Annotated in this window: 22 protein-coding genes; 4 read left to right on the forward strand and 18 right to left on the reverse strand. The window is 62.4% G+C overall.

Annotated elements, in window-relative coordinates:
- The first annotated feature begins 38 nt into the window (after positions 1 to 38).
- The 3 genes from KCG44_RS10955 to KCG44_RS10965 all read left to right on the forward strand — a co-directional run bounded on the left by KCG44_RS10955 (position 39) and on the right by KCG44_RS10965 (position 3,305).
- Complete coding sequence (locus KCG44_RS10955; RefSeq protein WP_218446124.1) at positions 39 to 1,448, forward strand: NAD(P)H-dependent flavin oxidoreductase; 1,410 nt, start codon at positions 39 to 41, stop codon at positions 1,446 to 1,448.
- An 83-nt stretch (positions 1,449 to 1,531) separates the two neighbouring features.
- On the forward strand, positions 1,532 to 2,779 hold the full coding sequence (gene mltA / locus KCG44_RS10960; RefSeq protein ID WP_218446125.1) for a murein transglycosylase A: 1,248 nt from the start codon (positions 1,532 to 1,534) through the stop codon (positions 2,777 to 2,779).
- Between the two features lie 4 nt (positions 2,780 to 2,783).
- A complete protein-coding gene (locus KCG44_RS10965) occupies positions 2,784 to 3,305 on the forward strand; it encodes a Smr/MutS family protein (RefSeq protein WP_218446126.1) in 522 nt (173 codons plus the stop codon).
- Here KCG44_RS10965 and KCG44_RS10970 read toward each other — a convergent pair.
- From KCG44_RS10970 to KCG44_RS11005, 8 genes are all read right to left on the reverse strand, one after another.
- Complete coding sequence (locus tag KCG44_RS10970) at positions 3,288 to 4,109, reverse strand: ion transporter (protein ID WP_369411971.1); 822 nt, start codon at positions 4,107 to 4,109, stop codon at positions 3,288 to 3,290. The two genes, KCG44_RS10965 and KCG44_RS10970, sit on opposite strands and share 18 nt — an antisense overlap.
- Before the next feature lie 6 nt (positions 4,110 to 4,115).
- Positions 4,116 to 4,469 carry a HesB/IscA family protein gene (locus tag KCG44_RS10975; protein WP_218446128.1) on the reverse strand — a complete coding sequence of 118 codons (354 nt, stop codon included), beginning with the start codon at positions 4,467 to 4,469 and terminating at the stop codon, positions 4,116 to 4,118.
- Positions 4,469 to 4,981, reverse strand: a complete 513-nt coding sequence (locus tag KCG44_RS10980) for a DUF59 domain-containing protein (RefSeq protein WP_255536489.1) — start codon at positions 4,979 to 4,981, stop codon at positions 4,469 to 4,471. Before KCG44_RS10980 ends, KCG44_RS10975 begins: the two co-directional genes overlap by 1 nt.
- The gene (locus KCG44_RS10985; RefSeq protein WP_218446313.1) at positions 4,978 to 6,192 is read right to left on the reverse strand and encodes an aminotransferase class V-fold PLP-dependent enzyme; all 1,215 of its coding nucleotides are present in this window, start codon (positions 6,190 to 6,192) and stop codon (positions 4,978 to 4,980) included. Before KCG44_RS10985 ends, KCG44_RS10980 begins: the two co-directional genes overlap by 4 nt.
- A 2-nt stretch (positions 6,193 to 6,194) precedes the next feature.
- Positions 6,195 to 7,307 (reverse strand): SufD family Fe-S cluster assembly protein, encoded by a 1,113-nt coding sequence (locus KCG44_RS10990; protein ID WP_218446129.1) that lies wholly within the window; start codon positions 7,305 to 7,307, stop codon positions 6,195 to 6,197.
- Positions 7,304 to 8,044 (reverse strand): Fe-S cluster assembly ATPase SufC, encoded by a 741-nt coding sequence (gene sufC, locus KCG44_RS10995; protein WP_218446130.1) that lies wholly within the window; start codon positions 8,042 to 8,044, stop codon positions 7,304 to 7,306. The genes KCG44_RS10990 and sufC overlap by 4 nt, the downstream gene beginning before the upstream one ends.
- 174 nt (positions 8,045 to 8,218) lie before the next feature.
- Entirely contained in the window at positions 8,219 to 9,682 is a 1,464-nt protein-coding gene (gene sufB, locus KCG44_RS11000; protein WP_218446131.1) for a Fe-S cluster assembly protein SufB, read from the reverse strand.
- Positions 9,682 to 10,101, reverse strand: a complete 420-nt coding sequence (locus KCG44_RS11005; RefSeq protein WP_255536490.1) for an SUF system Fe-S cluster assembly regulator — start codon at positions 10,099 to 10,101, stop codon at positions 9,682 to 9,684. The genes sufB and KCG44_RS11005 overlap by 1 nt, the downstream gene beginning before the upstream one ends.
- A 559-nt stretch (positions 10,102 to 10,660) precedes the next feature.
- On the opposite strand from KCG44_RS11005, the gene KCG44_RS11010 reads away from it, so the two are divergent.
- Positions 10,661 to 11,524, forward strand: a complete 864-nt coding sequence (locus KCG44_RS11010) for a helix-turn-helix domain-containing protein (RefSeq protein WP_218446132.1) — start codon at positions 10,661 to 10,663, stop codon at positions 11,522 to 11,524.
- Here KCG44_RS11010 and KCG44_RS11015 read toward each other — a convergent pair.
- From KCG44_RS11015 to ctaD, 10 genes are read right to left on the reverse strand one after another with little or no spacing between them, the layout of a single operon-like run.
- On the reverse strand, positions 11,521 to 12,387 hold the full coding sequence (locus tag KCG44_RS11015; RefSeq protein ID WP_218446133.1) for a class I SAM-dependent methyltransferase: 867 nt from the start codon (positions 12,385 to 12,387) through the stop codon (positions 11,521 to 11,523). The two genes, KCG44_RS11010 and KCG44_RS11015, sit on opposite strands and share 4 nt — an antisense overlap.
- Before the next feature lie 4 nt (positions 12,388 to 12,391).
- Positions 12,392 to 13,621, reverse strand: a complete 1,230-nt coding sequence (locus KCG44_RS11020) for a M16 family metallopeptidase (RefSeq protein ID WP_218446134.1) — start codon at positions 13,619 to 13,621, stop codon at positions 12,392 to 12,394.
- Positions 13,622 to 13,630: 9 nt separating this feature from the next.
- Positions 13,631 to 15,028: a threonine synthase gene (gene thrC / locus KCG44_RS11025; RefSeq protein WP_218446135.1), complete on the reverse strand. Its 1,398-nt coding sequence runs from the start codon at positions 15,026 to 15,028 to the stop codon at positions 13,631 to 13,633.
- Positions 15,029 to 15,042: 14 nt separating this feature from the next.
- Positions 15,043 to 15,690: an SURF1 family protein gene (locus KCG44_RS11030; protein ID WP_218446136.1), complete on the reverse strand. Its 648-nt coding sequence runs from the start codon at positions 15,688 to 15,690 to the stop codon at positions 15,043 to 15,045.
- Positions 15,687 to 16,052, reverse strand: a complete 366-nt coding sequence (locus KCG44_RS11035; RefSeq protein WP_218446137.1) for a DUF983 domain-containing protein — start codon at positions 16,050 to 16,052, stop codon at positions 15,687 to 15,689. Before KCG44_RS11035 ends, KCG44_RS11030 begins: the two co-directional genes overlap by 4 nt.
- The gene (locus tag KCG44_RS11040; RefSeq protein ID WP_218446138.1) at positions 16,049 to 16,879 is read right to left on the reverse strand and encodes a cytochrome c oxidase subunit 3; all 831 of its coding nucleotides are present in this window, start codon (positions 16,877 to 16,879) and stop codon (positions 16,049 to 16,051) included. Before KCG44_RS11040 ends, KCG44_RS11035 begins: the two co-directional genes overlap by 4 nt.
- A gap of 8 nt (positions 16,880 to 16,887) precedes the next feature.
- Entirely contained in the window at positions 16,888 to 17,457 is a 570-nt protein-coding gene (locus tag KCG44_RS11045) for a cytochrome c oxidase assembly protein (RefSeq protein ID WP_218446139.1), read from the reverse strand.
- Positions 17,457 to 17,582: a cytochrome c oxidase system small membrane protein gene (locus tag KCG44_RS14425; protein WP_255536491.1), complete on the reverse strand. Its 126-nt coding sequence runs from the start codon at positions 17,580 to 17,582 to the stop codon at positions 17,457 to 17,459. The genes KCG44_RS11045 and KCG44_RS14425 overlap by 1 nt, the downstream gene beginning before the upstream one ends.
- Positions 17,579 to 18,499: a heme o synthase gene (locus tag KCG44_RS11050; RefSeq protein ID WP_218446140.1), complete on the reverse strand. Its 921-nt coding sequence runs from the start codon at positions 18,497 to 18,499 to the stop codon at positions 17,579 to 17,581. The genes KCG44_RS14425 and KCG44_RS11050 overlap by 4 nt, the downstream gene beginning before the upstream one ends.
- Positions 18,499 to 20,163 carry a cytochrome c oxidase subunit I gene (ctaD, locus tag KCG44_RS11055; protein WP_218446141.1) on the reverse strand — a complete coding sequence of 555 codons (1,665 nt, stop codon included), beginning with the start codon at positions 20,161 to 20,163 and terminating at the stop codon, positions 18,499 to 18,501. The genes KCG44_RS11050 and ctaD overlap by 1 nt, the downstream gene beginning before the upstream one ends.
- Positions 20,164 to 20,182 lie beyond the last annotated feature (19 nt).

Raw genomic sequence — 20,182 nt, forward strand, 5'->3', positions numbered from 1 at the left:
TCCTATAACGCGCCAAGGACAGGGCAAACGGGATACCAATGAAAACAATCAACAGCATCCGCATGGGCGCACGCGAAGTGCTGCCCCTCGTTGAGGGCGGCAAGGGCGTCAGCGCGACCAATGGCCAGTCTTCCGGGGCCTGGGCCGCGGCTGGCGGCATCGGCACGGTCAGCGCCGTGAACGCGGACAGCTATGACGACAATGGCGACATCATCCCGCAAATCTACCATGGCCGTACGCGCGACGACCGGCACGAGGAACTCGTCAGATACGGTATCGACGGCGGCGTGGCGCAGCTGAAACAGGCCCGTGACCTCGCCGGGCCCGATGCGACCATCAACATCAATGTCCTTTGGGAAATGGGCGGTGCGCAGCGCATCCTTGAGGGGATTTTCGAAAGCGAGGCGGGCGACCTGGTCGACGGCGTTACCTGCGGCGCGGGCATGCCCTACAAACTTGCCGAAATCAGCGCGCGCTTCGGTAAATATTATTATCCCATCATCTCGTCCGGGCGGGCCTTTCGCGCGCTGTGGAAGCGTTCCTATTCAAAGCATCCGGACTGGCTGGGCGCGGTGGTCTATGAGGATCCGTGGCTCGCGGGCGGTCATAATGGCCTTTCCAACGCCGAAGACCCGGAAGTGCCGCAGGACCCCTATCCGCGTGTGAAGGACCTGCGCGAGGTCATGCGGGCGGGCGGCATATCCGATGATCTGCCGATCATCATGGCGGGCGGCGTCTGGTTCCTGCGCGAATGGGAAGACTGGATCGACAATAGGGACCTCGGCACCATCGCGTTCCAGTTCGGCAGCCGTCCGCTGCTCACAAAGGAAAGTCCAATTCCGGACATCTGGAAGGAGCGCCTGCCAAAACTGAGCGCGGGGGACATCCTGCTGCACCCGTTCAGCCCGACGGGATTTTATTCCTCCGCGGTGAAAACGCCGTTCCTGATGGACATGGCGCGCCGTTCGGAACGCCAGATCGCATTCACCGCTGCGGCGGATGACACCCACACGCACAAGCTCGATGTGGGCTTCAAGGGCAATAAGACGTTCTGGGTCACCAGGGCGGACCTGATGCGGGCCCGCGGCTGGGTCGGCGAAGGCTTTACTGTCGCCATGAAGACGCCAGACGACACCCTGGTTTTTGAAACCGACGAGATGTCGAAGATCCTGCGCAAGGATCAGGCCGATTGCATGGGCTGTCTGTCGCAGTGCAAATTCTCGTCCTGGGCGGAACATAATGAAAAGCATTCGACGGGCCGCCTCGCCGATCCCCGCAGCTTTTGCATCCAGAAGACACTGCAGGACATTGCCCATGGCGGCGACCCCGACGACAATCTGATGTTCGCCGGGCACAGCGCGCATCATTTCTCGACCGACCCATTTTACTCCAACGGCTTTGTGCCGACCGTGAAGCAGCTCGTCGACCGCATTCTGACGGGCGACTAAAACGCATCTCACATCATATAAAATGTGGATTCACCTTCACCTTCGCCTGCGTTAGGTAGGCGTGAGAAGAGGAATCCATCTCCGTGCCTAGATGCGTGCTAAGACTTTCCCTGCTCACTGCGTTCTTCGTGCTTGCCGCCTGTGCGTCCCGCACGTCATTGCCGCCTTCCGGTTCGGTGACGCAGCCGACCTCTGCCGTGCCGCCGGTCGTGGTTCAGGAACCGGAAGAAAACGCCCGCGCCGCTGGATTCCGGCTCGTCACCTTTGCTGATGTCGCCGGCTGGCCCGCCAGCGATGTCACCCCCGCGCTGACGGCTTTCCAAAAGAGCTGCCGGTCCGTCACGCGCCGTCCCGATCCCAGCCGCCTTGCCATTTCCGACGACTGGCTCGCCCCCTGCGCCGCCGCGAAGAGCGCGACCGATGCCCGCGCTTTTTTCGAAGCGAGCTTCACGCCCGTCATCGTGGCGGAAGGCGATGCCTTCGTCACCGGTTATTATGAGCCCGAGATCGAGGGGTGCCGCCAGCCCACACCGGACTGCAACGTCCCGATCTACGCACCGCCGGAGGATCTCACGCGCACCGAACAGCCCGATCCTGAAAATCCCGGCAGGACAAAGCTCATGAAAGGCATGGTCGATGCAAATGGCGTATATTCGCTTTATCACGACCGCGCCGCCATCGATGCGGGCGCGCTTGCCAAGCGCGGCCTCGAAATCGCCTATGCGAAGGACGCCATCGAGCTGTTTTTCCTACAGATCCAGGGATCGGGTCGCCTGCGCCTGCCGGACGGCGGCGTCATGCGCATCGGCTATGCCGACCAGAATGGCCGCGAATATGTCGGCATCGGCCGCCGTCTGAGGGAAATGGACGCCCTCGCACCGGGCGAAGCCTCGATGCAGGGAATCATGCGCTGGCTGCGCGCCAATCCCGACCGGGGCCGGGCCCTGATGCACGAGAATAAAAGCTATATCTTCTTTCAGGAACTGACCGGCGAAGGCCCGCTTGGCGCGATGGGAACGCCCGTCACGCCAGAGGTCAGCCTGGCCACCGATCCGCGCTATGTACCGCTTGGTGCGCCGGTGTTTCTGACCACGGAATATCTCAACGAATCGCGCGTCATGACGCCTTTCCAAAAGCTCATGGTGGCGCAGGATACCGGCGGGGCGATCAAGGGCACGAACCGCTTCGACCTGTTCTGGGGCGCAGGCGCACGCGCCCGCACGATCGCAGGCGGCCTCGCATCGAAGGGCAGCGCGGTGATCCTGATCCCCAATGTGTCCGCAAATCGGCTGCGCAGCGAAATGCGCCTCGCGGCGCTGGACCTGCGCTGAACCGGTGCCAAAGCGTCCGAAATCCCTGCCTGCGCAGGACCGGGCGCTGTGGGACCAGGTCGCGAGTACGGTGCGCCCGCTCGGCGATAAGCCGGTGCCGGTGCACCATAGCTTCCCGCGGGTCGATATCCGTGAGCGCGCGCCCACGGCACCGACGCTGCGGCCCAGCACTGTCCTCGCCGCCCCCGAACGCGCGTCGCTCGACGGCGGCTGGGACCGCCGCGTGCGCAAGGGGCAGATCGTTCCCGACCGCACGGTCGATCTGCATGGCCTCACCCGCGATGGTGCCTATGACGCGCTTGAACGCGCCATACACTGTGCCAGCCGCGACGGGGTCCGTACACTCCTCGTGATCACCGGCAAACCGCGCAGCCCGGCGGAGGCGCCGCGCGGGATCATCTCGAAAAGCCTGCCCGTCTGGCTGGAAACACCGCAGCTTCGTCCATTCGTCTCGGCGACACGCCCCGCGCACGCCCGTCATGGCGGCAATGGCGCCGTCTACGTGGTGCTAAGGCGCGCGCGATAGCGACTGGCGGGCAACGTCGTCGCGCAGCGCCTGCATTTCGGTCCGCAGCAGGCGTACTTCCGACAGGATCGCGTCGCGTTCCGCGTGACTGGCTTCGTCCTGCGCCTCATGCATGGCATTCACGATAATGGCGATGAACAGGTTCAGGACGATGAAGGATGAAATAAGCACGAACGGAACGAAAAACAGCCACGCATAGGGATAAACGTCCATCATCGGACGCACAATGCCCATCGACCAGCTTTCCAGCGTCATGATCTGAAACAGCGTGTAAAGCGACTCCCCCACGGTCCCGAACCACAATGGGAAACGTTCACCAAACAGATTCGTCGCCATCACTGCCGCGATATAAAAAATCAGCGTCAGGAGCAGGACGACCGTCCCCATGGCAGGAATGGCTGTGAACAGTCCCTGCACGACCTGCCGCATGCGCGGTACGACGGATATGATCCTGAGGGCGCGCAGGATACGCAGCGCGCGCAGCACCGAAAACCCGCCGCCCGCCGGGACATAGGCCACCGCGACGATGAGCAGATCGAAGACATTCCACCCGTCGCGGAAAAAGCGCGCGCGATAGGCGAAAAGCTTCAAAGCCAGCTCGGCGGTAAAGATCGCTATGGCGACCTTATCCAGAAAAACAATGAGTTCGCCGCCGAAGGCCATGACGTCCGGGTCGGTCTCAAGGCCGATCAGGATGGCATTGACGACGATCACCGTCATGATGAACCGGCGAAATGACGGCGCTTCCACCAACGTCTGGATTTTTCCCCGCCATGGGGCAGAGGCGGACCCGGGCACCTTCACGCGCGGCTAGACCGTAAAGCTCTCGCCGCAGCCGCACATGCCCTTCGCGTTCGGATTTTCGAACGTAAATCCCGCCGTGAAATCGTCTTCCTGCCAGTCCATGCGGCTGCCGATCAGGTAAAGCAGCGACGGGCCGTCCACATAAAGCGTGCCCGCAGGCGTCGTGACCGCTTCGTCACTGGCTTGGGGCGCGTCGACATAATCGATGGAATAGGCAAGGCCGGAACAGCCGCGGCGCGGCGTCGACAGGCGCACACCTGCCGTGCCCTCCGGCGCCGATGACATCAGCTCCTCGATGCGCGCGACGGCACGCGCGGTCAGCGAGATCGGCGCGGGGCGCTCTCTTGTCGCGGTGGCCATCACAGCATCCCCAGTTCAAGCTTGGCTTCGTCGGACATCTTGCCGGGATCCCACGGCGGATCAAAGGTCAGATTGACTTCGGCGGACCCGATTCCCGGTACCGCACCCGTGCGAATTTCAACCTCGGCGGGCATGCTTTCCGCCACGGGGCAATGCGGCGTGGTCAGGGTCATGGTGACCACCGCGTGATCGTCGACGATATCGACGCCGTAGATCAGGCCCAGATCATAGATATTCACCGGAATTTCCGGATCGTAAATCTCGCGCAGGGTCTCCACGACCTGCTCATAGAGCCTGCCAGCGGGGGCACCTTCATCCGGTGTGTTTGGGGATTCTTTCAGAAAGCCTTCCAGATAGTCCTTCCCGCGCGGCGCATCTTTCGCGTCGACGCCGAGCGGCTTCGCGTTTTCGGGGCCATCGAACGCGGAACTGCGGTTGCGGTTCGTCGACTGCAGCGCCGGGTCCATGAAGTCGTCAAGCGCTCCGGGGGCCATGGGTCTTTGCTGTGTCATCCGAAAATCCTCTGCACACGTTTCAGGCCATTCACCAGCTTCTCGACATCCTCCGCGCCCGAATAGACACCAAAGCTCGCCCGCGCCGTCGCGGGCACATCCAGATATTTCATCAGCGGCTGACAGCAATGATGTCCCGCGCGGATCGCGACCTGTTCCTCATCCAATATGGTGGCGATGTCGTGCGGATGCACCCCCTCCATGGCGAAACTGACGATACCCCTGCCGCCATCGGGACCGTATAGCGTCAGGGAGTTCATCGCGCGAAGTTCGTCCCGCGCCTGCGCCGCCAGCGCGCGCTCGTGATGATCGATCACGTCCAGGCCGATATTTTCGACATAATCGATGGCAATTGCCAAAGTGACGGCACCGACGATATGCGGCGTCCCCGCCTCGAACCGCCCCGGCGCGGGTGCCCAGGTCGACCCTTCGAAACCGACCTCTTCGATCATGGACCCGCCGCCCTGCCAGGGCTGCATGCCATTAAGAACATCGCCCCGCGCCCACAGCACGCCAATACCCGTGGGGCCGTATAATTTATGTGCGGAAAACACATAGAAATCAGCGTCCAGCGCCTGCACGTCAATCGCCAGACGCGGTGCCGCCTGACAGCCATCGACCAGCAGTTTCGCGCCCACGGCATGCGCCGCCTTCGCGATGCGCGTGACGTCCGCCACGCCGCCCAGCACGTTAGACACATGCGCCACCGCGACAAGTTTCGTGCGCTCGCCGATCAGGTTTTCCAGCGCGTCCACGTCGATCTGGTGGTCCGCCGTCAACGGCGCGACATCGATTTTCGCGCCTACACGCGCCGCCAGCAGCTGCCACGGCACGATGTTGCTGTGATGCTCCAGCGTCGTCAGCAGAATATGGTCACCCGCGCCGACATTTGCATTACCCCAGCTTTCGGCCACCAGGTTGATCGCTTCGGTGGCACCGCGCACGAACACGCATTCGCTCGGCCTGGCTGCGTTGATGAATGTCGCCACCCGCTCCCGCGCCGCCTCATAGCGCTCCGTCATGGTCGCACTGCGCGCATAGACGCCGCGATGGACGGTGGCATATTCCTCGCCATAGGCCCGCGCAATCGCGTCGATAACGACTTTTGGTTTCTGCGCCGTCGCCGCACTGTCCAGATAGGACCAGCCCGGTGCCAGTCCGGGAAAATCCGCACGCCAGTCCGGTGCCGATGACATGATCGGTACCTGCATGTTCACCGCACAGCCTCCAAGGCGGCGCGCGCATCATTGCCGAGGAGGTCACGCAGTTCGGCATTCTCCACCGCCTCGAACGCGTCGGCGACAAACGCTTCCGTCAGCAGCGTTTTTGCGGCATCCTCCGGCACGCCGCGGCTTGCCAGATAAAACAGTGCGTTTCTGTCCAGCTCGCCCACCGTCGCCCCGTGCGCGCACTTCACGTCATCCGCGAAGATCTCGAGTTCCGGCTTGGCATTCACCGTCGCCGTCCGGTCGAGAAGCAGCGCCTTTATGTCTTCATTGGCGTCGGTTCGCTGCGCGCCCCGCGCGACTTCGATACGGCCGGCGAAGCTGGCCTGCGCCTTGTTCGCAGCGACGGCACGCCAGGTCTGGCCGCTCGTCCCGCCAACGCCTTCGTGGCGGACGCGGCCGACAATATCCAGGATCTGCCGCCCGCCGCCGACCATCGTGCCGTCGACGCGCGCATCGGCGTCATCGCCAAGCACCAGCGCATATTCGCTGCGGGCGGAGGCCACCGAGCCTAGCATGCTCACGCTGCCATAATGCGCCGCCGTGCCGACAGTGCCCGCGACGCTCTCCGTCCAGACGCCGCCGTCCTGCAGCACGCGAACCGCACGGCGAATGCGCCCGCCCTCACCTGCGGATGCCGTCACAGCGACGTTCGTCCAGCAATCGCCGCCGCCGACATAGGTCTCGATAACCCGCATCGTCTCACCAGCCGGACAATCGTAGACAAGGTCCAGATGCGCCTGCCCGCCACTTGCAAAATGAATGATATGCAACCGCTCGCCGGGCTTTGCCGTGACGGCCACCGTGCGGTGCGCCCGCGCCAGTTTCCCCAGCAGCCCGTGGCCGTCCACATCTGCGGCCATGGCCGTCTTCACATAGCCCGGTGTCGACCCCTGCTCGACATAACGCCCGTCGACAAAGATCAGCAGCGGCCCGTCATGTTCTGGAACCATCCACGGGCGAAGGTCGGGCGCGGCATCGTTCGCAGGCCGCGTCGGCGCAGATGTCAGCGCGGTTTCGATGGCGCTCAGGTCCGACCAGCGCCAGTCTTCATGCCGGGTCGGCAGGCCGATATCGTCAAGGCGCGCAGGCAGGTTCACGCGGCGATCCCGACATAGCCTTCGCGCTCAAGCTCATGCGCCAGTTCCGGCCCGCCGGACCGCGTGATCGCGCCGTCCTGCAGCACGTGGACGCGGTCGGGCTTCACATAGTCGAGCAGGCGCTGATAATGCGTGATGAGGAGGAACGATCGCTTCGGATCGCGCAGCCGGTTGATGCCGTCCGCAACCACCCGCAGCGCGTCGATGTCGAGGCCGGAATCCGTCTCGTCGAGCAGCGCCAGTTTTGGCTGCAACAGCGCCATCTGCACCATCTCGTTGCGCTTCTTCTCGCCGCCCGAAAAGCCGACATTCACGCCGCGCTTCATATGGTCCATGCTGAGGTCGAAGGCGGCGGACTCGGTGCGCGCCATGCGCAGGAAATCGGCGGCGGACACGGCATCCTCGCCGCGCTGCTCCCGCTGCGCATTCAGCGCCGTGCGCAGAAAGTTGAGGTTCGACACACCCGGAATCTCCACCGGATATTGCAGCCCCAGGAATAGTCCCGCCGCGGCGCGTTCATGCGCATCCATGGCAAGCAGATCCTGCCCGTCCAGCGTCGCCGTCCCGTCCGTGACTTCATACCCGTCACGCCCCGACAGGACGTAGCTAAGCGTCGATTTCCCCGACCCGTTCGGCCCCATGATCGCATGGACTTCGCCATCGGGCAAGTCGAGCGAAAGGCCCTTGATGATCGGCTTGTCGCCGACAGAGGCGTGGAGGTTATTGATGTTAAGCATTAAGAATCTTCATCACTTATATTGGTTGCAGTGGACAGTTTTGCGCGATCCTCATCTGACATCTTCAATCGAAACCGCCCGTCCGGTAACTCTTCATCACCACAATCGCGTCGAAGGCTTTCGCCATTCGTTGAACCTGTTCCACCATCGCTTGATCGTCCGTAACTATTTCTGTCACCCCACCGCCCCCTCAAGCGAAATGCCGAGCAGTTTCTGCGCTTCCACGGCAAATTCCATCGGCAGCTGCTGCAACACGTCCTTCGCAAAGCCGTTGACGATCAGCGCCACGGCTTCTTCCTCGTCGAGGCCGCGCGACTGGGCGTAGAACATCTGATCGTCGCTGATCTTGCTGGTCGTGGCTTCATGCTCGATCTGCGCGGACGGGTTTTTCACCTCGATATAGGGGACGGTGTGGGCGCCCGACTCCGACCCCAGGAGCAGGCTGTCGCATTGGGTGAAGTTACGCACATTCTCCGCCGATGGCCCCACGCGAACCAGGCCGCGATAGGTATTGTCCGATTTCCCGGCGCTGATGCCCTTCGAAATGATCGTCGAACGGCTGTTCTTGCCGAGGTGGATCATTTTCGTGCCGGTGTCGGCCTGCTGATGATTATTGGTCAGCGCGACGGAGTAGAACTCGCCGACGGAGCTTTCGCCCGCCAGCACGCAACTGGGATATTTCCACGTCACCGCACTGCCGGTTTCCACCTGCGTCCACGAAATCTTCGACCGGTCGCCTTTGCAATGGCCGCGTTTGGTGACGAAATTATAGATGCCGCCGACGCCGTTCTCGTCGCCCGGATACCAGTTCTGAACGGTGGAATATTTAATCTCCGCATCATCCAGCGCGATCAGTTCCACGACCGCCGCGTGCAGCTGATTCTCGTCGCGCATCGGCGCGGTGCAGCCCTCCAGATAGCTGACATAACTGCCCTTGTCGGCGACGATCAGCGTGCGTTCGAACTGGCCGGTATTTTCCGCGTTGATGCGGAAATAGGTCGACAGTTCCATCGGGCAGCGGACGCCCTCCGGAATGTAGACGAACGTGCCGTCCGAAAAGACCGCGCAGTTGAGCGTTGCGAAGAAATTGTCACGCATCGGGACCACGCTGCCCAGATGCTTGCGCACCAAATCGGGATATTCCTTGATGGCCTCGCTGATCGACAGAAAGATGACGCCCGCCTTTGACAGTTCCTCGCGGAACGTCGTCGCCACCGACACCGAATCGAACACGGCATCGACGGCGACCTTGCGGGCACCCTCGACATTGGCGAGGACCTTCTGCTCCTCAATGGGAATGCCGAGCTTCTTATAGGTGTCGAGAATGGCCGGATCGAGTTCGTCCAGGCTGCCGATGGTCGGTTTCTTCTTCGGCTCGGCGTAATAATAGGCGTCCTGATAATCGATCGGATCGATCTTCAGCTTCGCCCAGTTGGGGCTTTCCATCTTTTCCCAGATGCGGAACGCCTTCAGCCGCCAGTCGAGCATCCATTCGGGCTCGCCCTTCTTCGCGGAAATATAGCGCACCGTCTCCTCGGTCAGGCCTTTCTTGGCCATTTCCGATTCCACGTCCGATGAGAAACCCCATTTATACTTGGACGCTTCTTCGGCAATCGCGATGGTTTCGGTCGTGGCCATCAGGCGGGTTCCTTGATCTCTAATTTCATGAGGTCGGCGAGCGACACGTCATCGAACGCGCTGCGTACCTTCTGGTTGATGATGGTCCAGTGCGGCCGCACATTGCACGACACGCCGATGGCGCAGTCGCCCGCGCCGTCATGCAGGCATTGGGTCAGGCCGATCGGGCCGTCAACCGCTTCGACAATCTCGGTCAGGCGGATGTCGGATGCGGGCCGTGACAGTGCCGCGCCGCCGCTTGCCCCGCGCGTCGAATCGAGCAGTCCGGCACGTGTCAGCGTCGCGGTTAGCTTGGCGGCCGTCGGGGCCGGTATGCCTGTCTGCTCCGACAGCGCACCGGCGCTCATCCGCTCTGGCGCGGACGCCAGGCGGACCATCGCCACAACGGCATAATCAGCAAGATTAGACAGACGAATCATCAATTCGGACCTTTTCAGTCCGCTTTATATGATGGCAATGCCGCTGACGTTCAAGCGGCCAGTCGCCGCAGGCGCGCGTCCCGCACGCCGTCAGGTTATTTCAGGTGCGTCATCACTATTGGGTATGACAGGACATCCCGCAGGCCGAAAAAGAAACTTATCGGGGTGTGACCCTGATCACACCGGCCTCGCGCCTGATGGCATATAAGCGTCGATGAATAACGGGAGAGACAAAAAATAGCCGACGATCCAGGGGCATTCCATCCTGCACCGGAATGACCATGACCTGAAAAACGCAACAATGTCGGATTCGTACAATATCCGATGGTCGATGGCACTTATACGCAAGAACACTCTGGATCGTCGGTGGGTACGCGAATACGCAACTCGCACGTCACGCAAGCATCATACAAAGCCTGCGATCCAGATACGCACGGGACGGGAAATAGGTTTCCTGTTCCGTGCGTTTTTTCTGAACAGGTCGTAATTATAGACCCGATTCACAAATGCAAGGTTTGTGAATTTACGCTATGCTCCCTGCCGGGGCGGGGAGTGGCTTATGATTGACATGCGATTCTATGTCCCTGCGCCCGACCTTCGCGCGTTCATATCCAGCTATTACGTTCTTGATTTCCAGCTTCCCGCGCTCAGCGATATCGTTCAGGCGGAGCAGGCAAGCGTACGTTTCGCGCTTGGGGGCCGCTACCGGATCGGGCTGGCGGATGACGCCGGCTGGACCGACCGAAACGGCGCGAACCTTTTTGGGCATCGAACAAAACCGATGATGATCGAGGCGGAAGGCCCGGGCCGCTTTCTGGGCGCAGGAATCCTGCCTTCGGGGTTCGAGGCGCTGCTCGGCGTGCCTGCGGACGAAATGACCGACCGCATCGTCCCGCTGCAGGACGTGGTCGGCGGCATCGCCCGGCGCGCGCATGGCGTCATGCAGGCCCACACAGAAGCATTTTGCGGCAATGACGCCATTCTCGTCGACACCGCCAATGCCTTTTTCCGGGCACTCGCCACACGGCGCGAAGCGCGCGGCGCGCATTTCCAGTCGATCGCGGACGAATGGCTCGCCGGATCGGCAAACCCCAGGGTCGATGATCTGATTGCCGCCTGCGATGTGTCGGCGCGGCAGGTGGAGCGTCTGTGCCGCACCTATTTCGGGGTCAGCCCAAAGATGCTGGCACGGAAAAGCCGCGTGCTCCGCTCCGCCGTACAGCTACGCCTGACACCCGGTCTCAGATGGCAGGACGCGGCGGGCAGCAGTTTTTACGACCAGTCGCACTTCATTCGCGAATTCAAGGCCTTCACCGGCCTCACGCCGCTTCGTTACGCGCAGCTGAAAACGCCCATGATGGAGCAGAGCATGCGCACCCGCGCGCAGCATCGCCTGATCCCGCGCCTGTCGCTGCTTAGCTAGTCCGGTTTCTCCGGCGTCCAGCGCGCGAAGATCGCTGTCGGCAGCAACAGCCCCCGCGCCTCTTCCCGCACCGCCATCTCGCCAATCTGCACATGCCCTCTGGGCAGCACCGTCTCCATCAGCACGCCCAGTGCCAGCGCCGACATGCGCACCGCATAGGCGGTCAGCACGACATATTTGGACCTGTCGTCGACCAGCTGCGCAATCGCGGCCAGCAGCTCGGGCAGGGTCTCGTTCAGCTCCCAGCGCTCCCCTTTCGGACCGCGACCGAATTTCGGCGGATCCAGCATGATCCCGTCATAGCGCCGCGCGCGCCGCACTTCCCGCTCGGTATATTTCAGCGCGTCCTCGACCAGCCAGCGAATGGGCCTGTCGTCCATCTTCGACAGCGCCTGATTGTCCCGCGCTGCCGCGACCGCTTTCTTCGACGCATCGACATGGGTGACCCTTGCGCCCTGACCGGCCAGCAGCAGCGAACCCACACCGGTATAACCGAACAGATTCAGCACCTCATCGCCCGCGCGCGTTCGTGCCGCCATCCAGTCCCATTGCGGGGCCATATCGGGGAAAAAGGCCAGATGCCGAAACGGCGTGTTCGCCGCATGGAAGCGCACATCGCCGCGCGTCAGCGGCCAGCTTTCCGGCACATGATCCGCCAGATGCCAGCGGCCGCCGCCATCTGCGTCCGCGGCGGGCAGGAACTCGCCATCCGCCTGCCAGTCGCCGGTCGCCGGCGCCCACATGGCCTGCGGTTCGGGCCGAATGAAGCTGTACGGACCATATCGCTCCAGCTTTCGCCCATGCCCTGAATCGATCAGGGTGTAAGCCTCGTGCGGCTCGGCGATGATGGTATCGAGCTGCACCGGCTCAGGCCGCCGCCTTCAGCTTGCCCGCGCCGATCGTGGCCATCGCGGGCGCGCCCGCCAGCATCGCCGCCCCCGCCGCGCGCACCTCATCGAGCGTCAGCGCATCGATCTGCGCCACCACGTCCTGAGGCTCCACCGTACGGCCATGCACCAGCACCTGCCGCGCGACATAACCCGCCTGCCCCTCGCAGCTTTCCAGCGCCATCAGCAGCCCCGATTTGGCCAATGCGCGCGCGCGGTCCAGTTCGGCCTGCTCCAGATCCCTGGCGGCACCCGCCAGAACCTCCCGCATCAATGCCAGCGCCGCCTCCGCTTCACTGCGCGGTGTCGCGGCGTAACAGGTGAACAGCCCGCCATCGGCGAACGGCGCGTGGCTCGCATAGACGCTATAGGCCAGTCCGCGCTCTTCGCGCAGTTCCTGAAACAGCCGCGATGACATGCCGCCGCCCACCGCTTCCCCGAACAGCCGCGCCGCAAACAGGTCCGCCGCCTTCACCGCCGGCCCGGCAAAGCCCAGCGTCAGATGCGCCTGTTCCGTGGGCCGGTCGCGGTGCATCCCGCCGCAATGGAACCGCGCCGTCTCGGATAGTGGCAGCGTGCCCCCTTCCATATCGCCAAAACGCGCCTCCGCCTCCGCCATCACATCGTCATGGGATAATTTGCCTGCGGCCACCACCAGCATGGATTTCGGCCGGTAGTGCCGGTCGGCCCACCCGGTCAGATCGTCCCGCGTCAGACCGGAAATACTGGTTTCGTCGCCAAGGATGGAGCGCCCGAGCGCCTGCCCCGGAAACGCGGCCTCCTGCAAATCGTCGAAGATCAGGTCGCCCGCATTGTCGCGCACTTCGCCAAGTTCCTGCAACACGACCTGCTTCTCGCGTTCCAGCTCGTCGGGATCGAAATGCGGATGGCGGATCATGTCCGCGATCACCGACAAGCCGTGCGGCAGGTCACCGGCCAGCAGCCGCGCGCTGAACACGGTACCCTCGCGCCCCGTCATGGCGTTCATGTCGCCGCCGACGTCCTCGATGGTCTCGGCAAGCTGCCGTGCGGATCGCCCGCCCGCGCCCTTGAACAACATATGTTCGAACAGATGCGCCAGACCGTTCTCACGGGCTTTCTCGTGCCGCGATCCGACATCGGAATGAACGGCGACCGCGACAGTTTCCACGCTGGGCATCTCACGCGTGACGACGCGCAGGCCATTGGAAAGGGTGCTGAGGCGCTGCATCGAAACCATCTAGGCGCGCACGCGCGCGTGGGCCGACACATAATCCGCAAACGCCTCATAGCCGCCATGAATGGTCTCGCAGCGTTCCTCGCGATCCATCAGGCCGCCCAGCCGGTTTGGCAGGCGCGGACGGGCGCCAGAGGCCCGCTCCACGGCGTCACGAAATTTCGAGGGATGCGCCGTCGCCAGCGTCACGATCGGCACATGCGGCGGCAGGTCGGACTGGCGCGCGGCGGCCAGGCCGATGGCGGTGTGGGGGTCGATCAGTTCGCCCGCCTCCGCCTGCGCCCAGCGCAGCGCCAGCGACATCTCATCGGGATCGATGCGCGCGGAGGTGAACAGCGTCGCCGCCGCCTGCATATTGTCGGAAATCGACAGACGTTTCTCCTTTTCGAACCCCGCCATCATCGCTGCCAGCCCCGGTCCATCGCGGCCGCACATGTCGAACAGCAGCCGTTCGAAATTGGAACTGACCTGAATATCCATCGACGGTGCGGCGGTCGCCGTCACGGTTCCGACACTATAGTCGCCGCTGCTGAGTGCCCGGTGCAATATGTCGTTTACATTCGTCGCCACGATCAGGCGTTCGATGGGCAGCCCCATCTGTGCCGCGACATAGCCCGCGAACACATCGCCGAAATTGCCGGTCGGTACGCTGAACGCGACCTTGCGCTCCGGCGCGCCAAGACGCACGGCGGTATAAAAATAATAGACGACCTGCGCCATCAGACGGGCCCAGTTGATCGAGTTCACGGCGCTCAGGTCGAACCTACGATTCATCGCCGGGTCGCCGAACATGCGCTTCACATGTGCCTGCGCATCGTCAAAGCTGCCTTCGATCGCCAGATTGTGGATGTTGGGCGCGATCATTGTCGTCATCTGCCGCCGCTGCACGTCCGAAATGCGCCCCTTCGGATGCATCATGAACACGTCGACGCGCTCCAGTCCGGCCAGAGCATGGATCGCCGCGCTTCCCGTATCGCCCGACGTCGCACCGATGATGGTCAGCTGCCGTTCGCTATTGGCCAGGAACGTCTCGAAAAGCCGCCCCAGCAGCTGTAGCGCCACATCCTTGAACGCCAGCGTCGGCCCGTGGAACAGCTCCATCAGCCAGTGCTGCGCGTCAAGCTGGACGACCGGCACCGTGGCGGCATGGGCAAAGCTGCCATAGGCCTCCGTCGCCAGGACGCGCAGTTCATCTCCGGTCAGGCTCCCCTTCACGAAAGGCGCGCATATCCGCACGCACGTCTCGACATAGCCAAGACCCGCCAGGTCGGCGATCTCGTCCTGCGTCAGGCGCGGCCACTCACGCGGCACATAAAGGCCGCCATCGCTGGCGAGGCCGGCGAGCGTAACGTCTTCAAATGAGAGCGTCGGCGCGGAACCGCGCGTGGAGACATATTCCATAATGCGGCGAAGGCTTAGCGCCCGGCGTCCGGGGCCGCAACGTTGTCTCGTCCCCGGCGCCAGCCGCGAACGAACAGCAGATAGATGATCGCCAGCACGGCGGCGAAACCGAACCATTGAAACGCGTAGGACATGTGATTGTCGGGAATATCGCCGACTGTCGGCTGCAGGCTCGGCTCAAGACCGCCAAGCGCCGGATCGGCGATCAGCAGATAGGGTATGGCGTTCATGACCCCGATCTTCGTGGGGGCATACCGAAGAAGGCCGGACACGGACGCGCGCTTGTCCGGGCTTACGAAGCGGGGCAGTGCCACCTCCCGGTCGGGGCGGCGGTCCCAGCCGACGTTCACGGTCAGCGCCTTCAGGGATTCCGCAGGCTCGCAATATGCGAAATAACTATAGCCGAGCGTCCCCTCCGCGCTGCGGCCGCCTTTTGCCGTCGGCGGGCCGGTAAAGTCGCACATGATCGTGACACGGCGAAAATCCAGTCCGCCGGGCCAGTCATCGCCCGTGACATGCGCGGGCGGCAGGTCGGCGGCCGCCGACATGGCCTCCAGGATCACGGCCTTTTCATCCGCGCGGCCCAGCTGCCAGATGCCGAGCGAAATCAGGATGGGAAGTGCGATCGCGACCATCACGGTCGGAATGACCGGCAATTTCATATCTTGCGCTCACCGACCCGTGCGTCGTTTTTATATTCGAGCGCCAGCAGCAAACCTTTTGCCGCACGCAGGCCGAGAATCGTGAGCCCCACCAGGATCACGCCCCAGCCTGCCAGGTTTAGCCACAGCGGCAGGCCAAGCTTGAAGTGCACCAGCAGCACGCCCACCATGCCGATGGTGTTCAGGATCAGGATCAAAAACACGCTCGCGCCGTCGCCGACATTGAAACGCTCGAAATCGAGGCCGCAATGTTCACACTCGGGCGCAAACCCCGTCAGCGTCCGGAACAGTTTTCCTTCGCCGCAGCGCGGGCATTTCCCGGTCAGCGCCGCGGGCAGGTCGACGTCGGGCTTATCCGTCACCCGCTATGCGGAATGACCGCGGCGCCGAAGTCACTGCCCCACACGTAGATGGCGATAAACAGGAACAGCCACACCACATCGACGAAATGCCAGTACCACGCCGCCGCTTCAAAGCCGAAATGATGCTCCGGCGTGAAGTCGCCCTTGTATACACGGACCAGGCAGACAATCAGGAACACGGTGCCGACAAAGACATGAAAGCCGTGAAAGCCGGTCGCCATGTAGAAGGTGGAGCTGTAAATATTGCCTGCGAAGCCGAAGGCCGCGTGGCTATATTCATAAACCTGCACGCATGAGAACAGCGCGCCCAGGATGATCGTGACCCACAACGCCTTCTTCAGCCCGTCGCGGTCATTCTCGATCAGCGCGTGATGCGCCCATGTCACTGTCGTCCCCGACAGCAGCAGGATCAGGGTGTTGAGCAGCGGATAGACGAACGGATCGAGCACCTCGATACCCTCGGGCGGCCAGACGCCGCCAACGGCTTCCACGGTCGACGGGAAAAGGGCCGCGTCGAAATACGCCCAGAACCATGCCACGAAAAACATGACTTCAGAGGCGATGAACAGGATCATGCCATAGCGATGGTGCAGCTGAACCACATTGGTATGATCGCCGCCATTGGCCTCGCGGACCACATCCGCCCACCAGCTGTACATCACGAACAGGACGCCCAGCGTGCCGATGATGAATACCCAGCCACCAAAGGCGGCTTCGTGCATCCACATCACCGCGCCCGCGGCCATGATCAGTGCGGTCACCGCACCAAGCAGAGGCCATGGACTTGCCGGAAGGATATGAAAGTCGTGGTTCTTAGCGCCGGCCATGGTGTCTGTTATCCCTGCTTGTCAGTCTTTGTGCGCGTCCTAGCGGTCTCTGTGCGCGCTGGGAAGAAGGTATAGGACAGCGTGATCTCTTCAATCCGCTTGCCGTCATTATCGTCCAGGATCGCCGGATCGACATAATAGCTGACCGGCATGGAGACGACCTGTCCCGGCTGCAGCGTCTGCTCGTTGAAACAGAAGCATGCGACCTTCACGAAATACTTGCCTGCCGTATCGGGTGTCACGTTGAAGGTCGCGACACCGGTAATCGGCTTGTCGGTCAGGTTTCTTGCCTGATAGAACGCCATTGCGCGCTGGCCGATATTGACGGTTGCGGTCGGCGCCGCCGGTTTGAATTCCCAGCCAAGCCCGCCCGCCATATTGGCATCGAAGCGGATCTTGATGGGAATGCCGGTCTCGCTGACATCCACATTCGCCGCGGCGCGCTGCGTCGTGCCGCCAAAACCCGTCACGCGGCAGAAAATCTCATATAGCGGCACACTTGCGTAAGCGAGGCCAAGCATCGCCAGCGCGCCGCCCGCCGCCATTAATCCCGTCCGGGTATTGGCCGCGACCGCCATCAGACCTGCATCCTGACGACCGTAATGGCATAGAATAATGCGGCAAACGCCAGGAGGATTCCGCCCAGCACATAATTGCGCTGCTTGCGGCGCTTCGCCGTCTCGCGTTCGTCTTCAGGCGTCATACGAGCATCACCCGGTCAACGGCAAGGACGCCGAACAGCACAAAAAGATACAGGATGGAAAAGGCAAACAGTCGCTTTTCCGGTTTCATGTCCGCCGCCACCTCGGCCTTGTTCAGGAACACCCGCACGGACAGCACGGTGAAGATCAGGCCCAGCCCCGACGCCGCGATGCCGTAAAGCGCCCCCGTCAGCCCAAGCGCCCAGGGCGCCACGCTCGCGGCGACCAGCAGCGGCGTATAGATGAGTTGCTGCCTGCGTGTTTCCTTCAGGCCGTGCGTCACCGGCAGCATGGGGACACCCGCCTTTTCATAATCCGATTCCATGAACAGCGCGAGCGCCCAGAAATGCGGCGGCGTCCACAGGAAGATGATCCCGAACATCAGGAGCGGCAGAACCGTCACGTCGCCCGTCGCGGCTGCCCAGCCGATCATCGGCGGGAACGCGCCCGCCGCACCGCCAATGACGATATTCTGCGGCGTGCGCCGTTTCAGCCAAACGGTGTAGATCAATACGTAGAAGAGAATTGCGCCCAGCAGGATCGCGGCGGCCACCGGATTCACGACCAGCGCCATGACTGTTACCGATCCGACCGCAAGAACCATGGCAAAGCCGAACGCGGCTTCCCGTGTGATGACGCCGCGCGGAAGCGGCCTGCCCGCGGTGCGCTTCATTTGCGCATCGAGATCATGTTCATACCACTGGTTGAACGCGCCCGCCGCACCGCCTGCGACCGCAATGCACAGGATCGCCGTCAGCGCAATGACCGGATGTACGCTGGTCGGCGCCGCCACCAGGCCCGCAATGGCGGTATAGACCACCAGAAACATGACCCGCGGCTTCGTCAGCGCGAAGTAATCGCGCCAATCCGCCAGCGGTAGCGCTGACGCCGCCGCTGGTGTGATCGGCGTACTCGACATTACTTGATTTCAGGCAGCGTTTCGAACTGGTGGAACGGTGGCGGTGAGGTCAGCGTCCATTCCAGTGTCGTTGCGCCTTCGCCCCAGGGATTGTCCGCGGCCTTCTTCCCGGCTGCGAACGAGTAGATGATGTTCAGGAAGAACGGGATCAGTCCGATCACCATGATGCCATATCCATAGGTCGCCCAGGCATTATATTCGGCATACATGTCAGGATAGTCGGGAATGCGGCGCGGCATGCCGTCCTGGCCCAGGAAGTGCATCGGGAAGAACAGCACGTTCACACCGACGAAGAAGATCCAGAAGTGCAGCTTGCCGAGCAGTTCCGAATACATCTTGCCCGTCATTTTCGGCCACCAGTAATACCAGCCGGCAAAGATCGCGAAGACCGCGCCCAGCGACAGAACATAGTGGAAATGCGCGACGACATAATAGGTGTCGTGGAAATATGTATCCACGCCGGCATTCGACAGGATCACGCCCGTCACACCGCCCAGGGTGAACATCACGATAAACCCGATCGCCCACAGCATCGGCGTCTCGAAGCTCAGCGAGCCGCCCCACATGGTCGCGATCCACGAGAATATCTTCACGCCTGTCGGGACCGCGATGATCATCGTCGCCGCCGTGAAGTACAGCTTCACGTTCACGTCCATGCCCACCGTATACATATGGTGCGCCCACACGATGAAGCCGATGAAGCCGATCGCGACCATGGCATAGGCCATGCCGAGATAACCAAAAGCGGGCTTGCGGCTGAAGGTGGCGATCACCTGACTGATGATGCCAAAGCCCGGCAGGATCATGATATACACTTCGGGATGACCGAAGAACCAGAACAGGTGCTGGTACAGAACGGGATCGCCGCCGCCGGCAGGATCGAAGAACGTCGTACCGAAGTTACGGTCCGTCAGCAGCATGGTGATCGCGCCGGCAAGCACCGGCAACGACAGGAGCAGCAGCCACGCCGTCACGAGCACGGCCCAGACGAATAGCGGCATCTTGTGCATGGTCATGCCAGGGGCACGCATGTTGAAGATCGTGGTGATGAAGTTGATCGCGCCGAGGATCGAAGATGCGCCCGCCAGATGAAGCGACAGGATCGCGAGGTCGACCGCCGGGCCGGGATGTCCCGCCGTCGACAGCGTCGGATATACCGTCCAGCCGGTGCCCGCGCCGTCATAGCCGGCGGGGCCGGGAACGAACATGCTGGCAAGCAGCAGCAGGAACGCGGGCACGATCAGCCAGAAGCTGACATTGTTCATGCGCGGAAACGCCATGTCGGGCGCGCCGATCATCAGGGGCACGATCCAGTTACCGAAACCGCCGATCATGGCCGGCATGACCATGAAAAAGACCATAATCAGGCCGTGCGCCGTAATGAACACGTTCCACATGTGGTAGGCCGCATCGATATTGCCGTCGGTGAAGGCGGTAATGACCGACATGCCGGGCGCGGCAAGCTCTGCGCGCATGATACCGGAGATCGCACCACCGATAATGCCCGCGGTCAGGGCAAAGATCAGGTACAGCGTACCGATATCCTTGTGGTTCGTGGACAGAAACCAGCGGGCAAAGAACGCGGGCTTGTGATCCGCGTCATGCGCGTGATCATCGCCATGGGCGTCGGTGAATTCACTGGTCGTGGGGGCGTTGGTGGCCATGATACTCTACCCTCGAAGC

This window comes from Pacificimonas pallii (genome assembly GCF_019204005.1).
In the GTDB taxonomy this organism is placed as follows: Bacteria; Pseudomonadota; Alphaproteobacteria; order Sphingomonadales; family Sphingomonadaceae; genus Pacificimonas; species Pacificimonas pallii.

Coding starts and splice junctions, on each gene's coding strand:
- KCG44_RS11050 (WP_218446140.1), bottom strand. CDS start 18,499: ATGTCGAGTACGCCGATCACACCAGCGGCGGCGTCAGCGCTACCGCTG.
- KCG44_RS10985 (WP_218446313.1), bottom strand. CDS start 6,192: ATGCAGGTACCGATCATGTCATCGGCACCGGACTGGCGTGCGGATTTT.
- KCG44_RS11040 (WP_218446138.1), bottom strand. CDS start 16,879: ATGGCCGGCGCTAAGAACCACGACTTTCATATCCTTCCGGCAAGTCCA.
- KCG44_RS10980 (WP_255536489.1), bottom strand. CDS start 4,981: ATGACACAGCAAAGACCCATGGCCCCCGGAGCGCTTGACGACTTCATG.
- KCG44_RS14425 (WP_255536491.1), bottom strand. CDS start 17,582: ATGACGCCTGAAGACGAACGCGAGACGGCGAAGCGCCGCAAGCAGCGC.
- KCG44_RS11030 (WP_218446136.1), bottom strand. CDS start 15,690: ATGAAATTGCCGGTCATTCCGACCGTGATGGTCGCGATCGCACTTCCC.
- KCG44_RS11010 (WP_218446132.1), top strand. CDS start 10,661: ATGATTGACATGCGATTCTATGTCCCTGCGCCCGACCTTCGCGCGTTC.
- sufC (WP_218446130.1), bottom strand. CDS start 8,044: ATGCTTAACATCAATAACCTCCACGCCTCTGTCGGCGACAAGCCGATC.
- KCG44_RS11005 (WP_255536490.1), bottom strand. CDS start 10,101: ATGATTCGTCTGTCTAATCTTGCTGATTATGCCGTTGTGGCGATGGTC.
- KCG44_RS11045 (WP_218446139.1), bottom strand. CDS start 17,457: ATGGCGGTCGCGGCCAATACCCGGACGGGATTAATGGCGGCGGGCGGC.
- ctaD (WP_218446141.1), bottom strand. CDS start 20,163: ATGGCCACCAACGCCCCCACGACCAGTGAATTCACCGACGCCCATGGC.
- thrC (WP_218446135.1), bottom strand. CDS start 15,028: ATGGAATATGTCTCCACGCGCGGTTCCGCGCCGACGCTCTCATTTGAA.
- KCG44_RS11020 (WP_218446134.1), bottom strand. CDS start 13,621: ATGCAGCGCCTCAGCACCCTTTCCAATGGCCTGCGCGTCGTCACGCGT.
- sufB (WP_218446131.1), bottom strand. CDS start 9,682: ATGGCCACGACCGAAACCATCGCGATTGCCGAAGAAGCGTCCAAGTAT.
- KCG44_RS10955 (WP_218446124.1), top strand. CDS start 39: ATGAAAACAATCAACAGCATCCGCATGGGCGCACGCGAAGTGCTGCCC.
- KCG44_RS10975 (WP_218446128.1), bottom strand. CDS start 4,469: ATGGCCACCGCGACAAGAGAGCGCCCCGCGCCGATCTCGCTGACCGCG.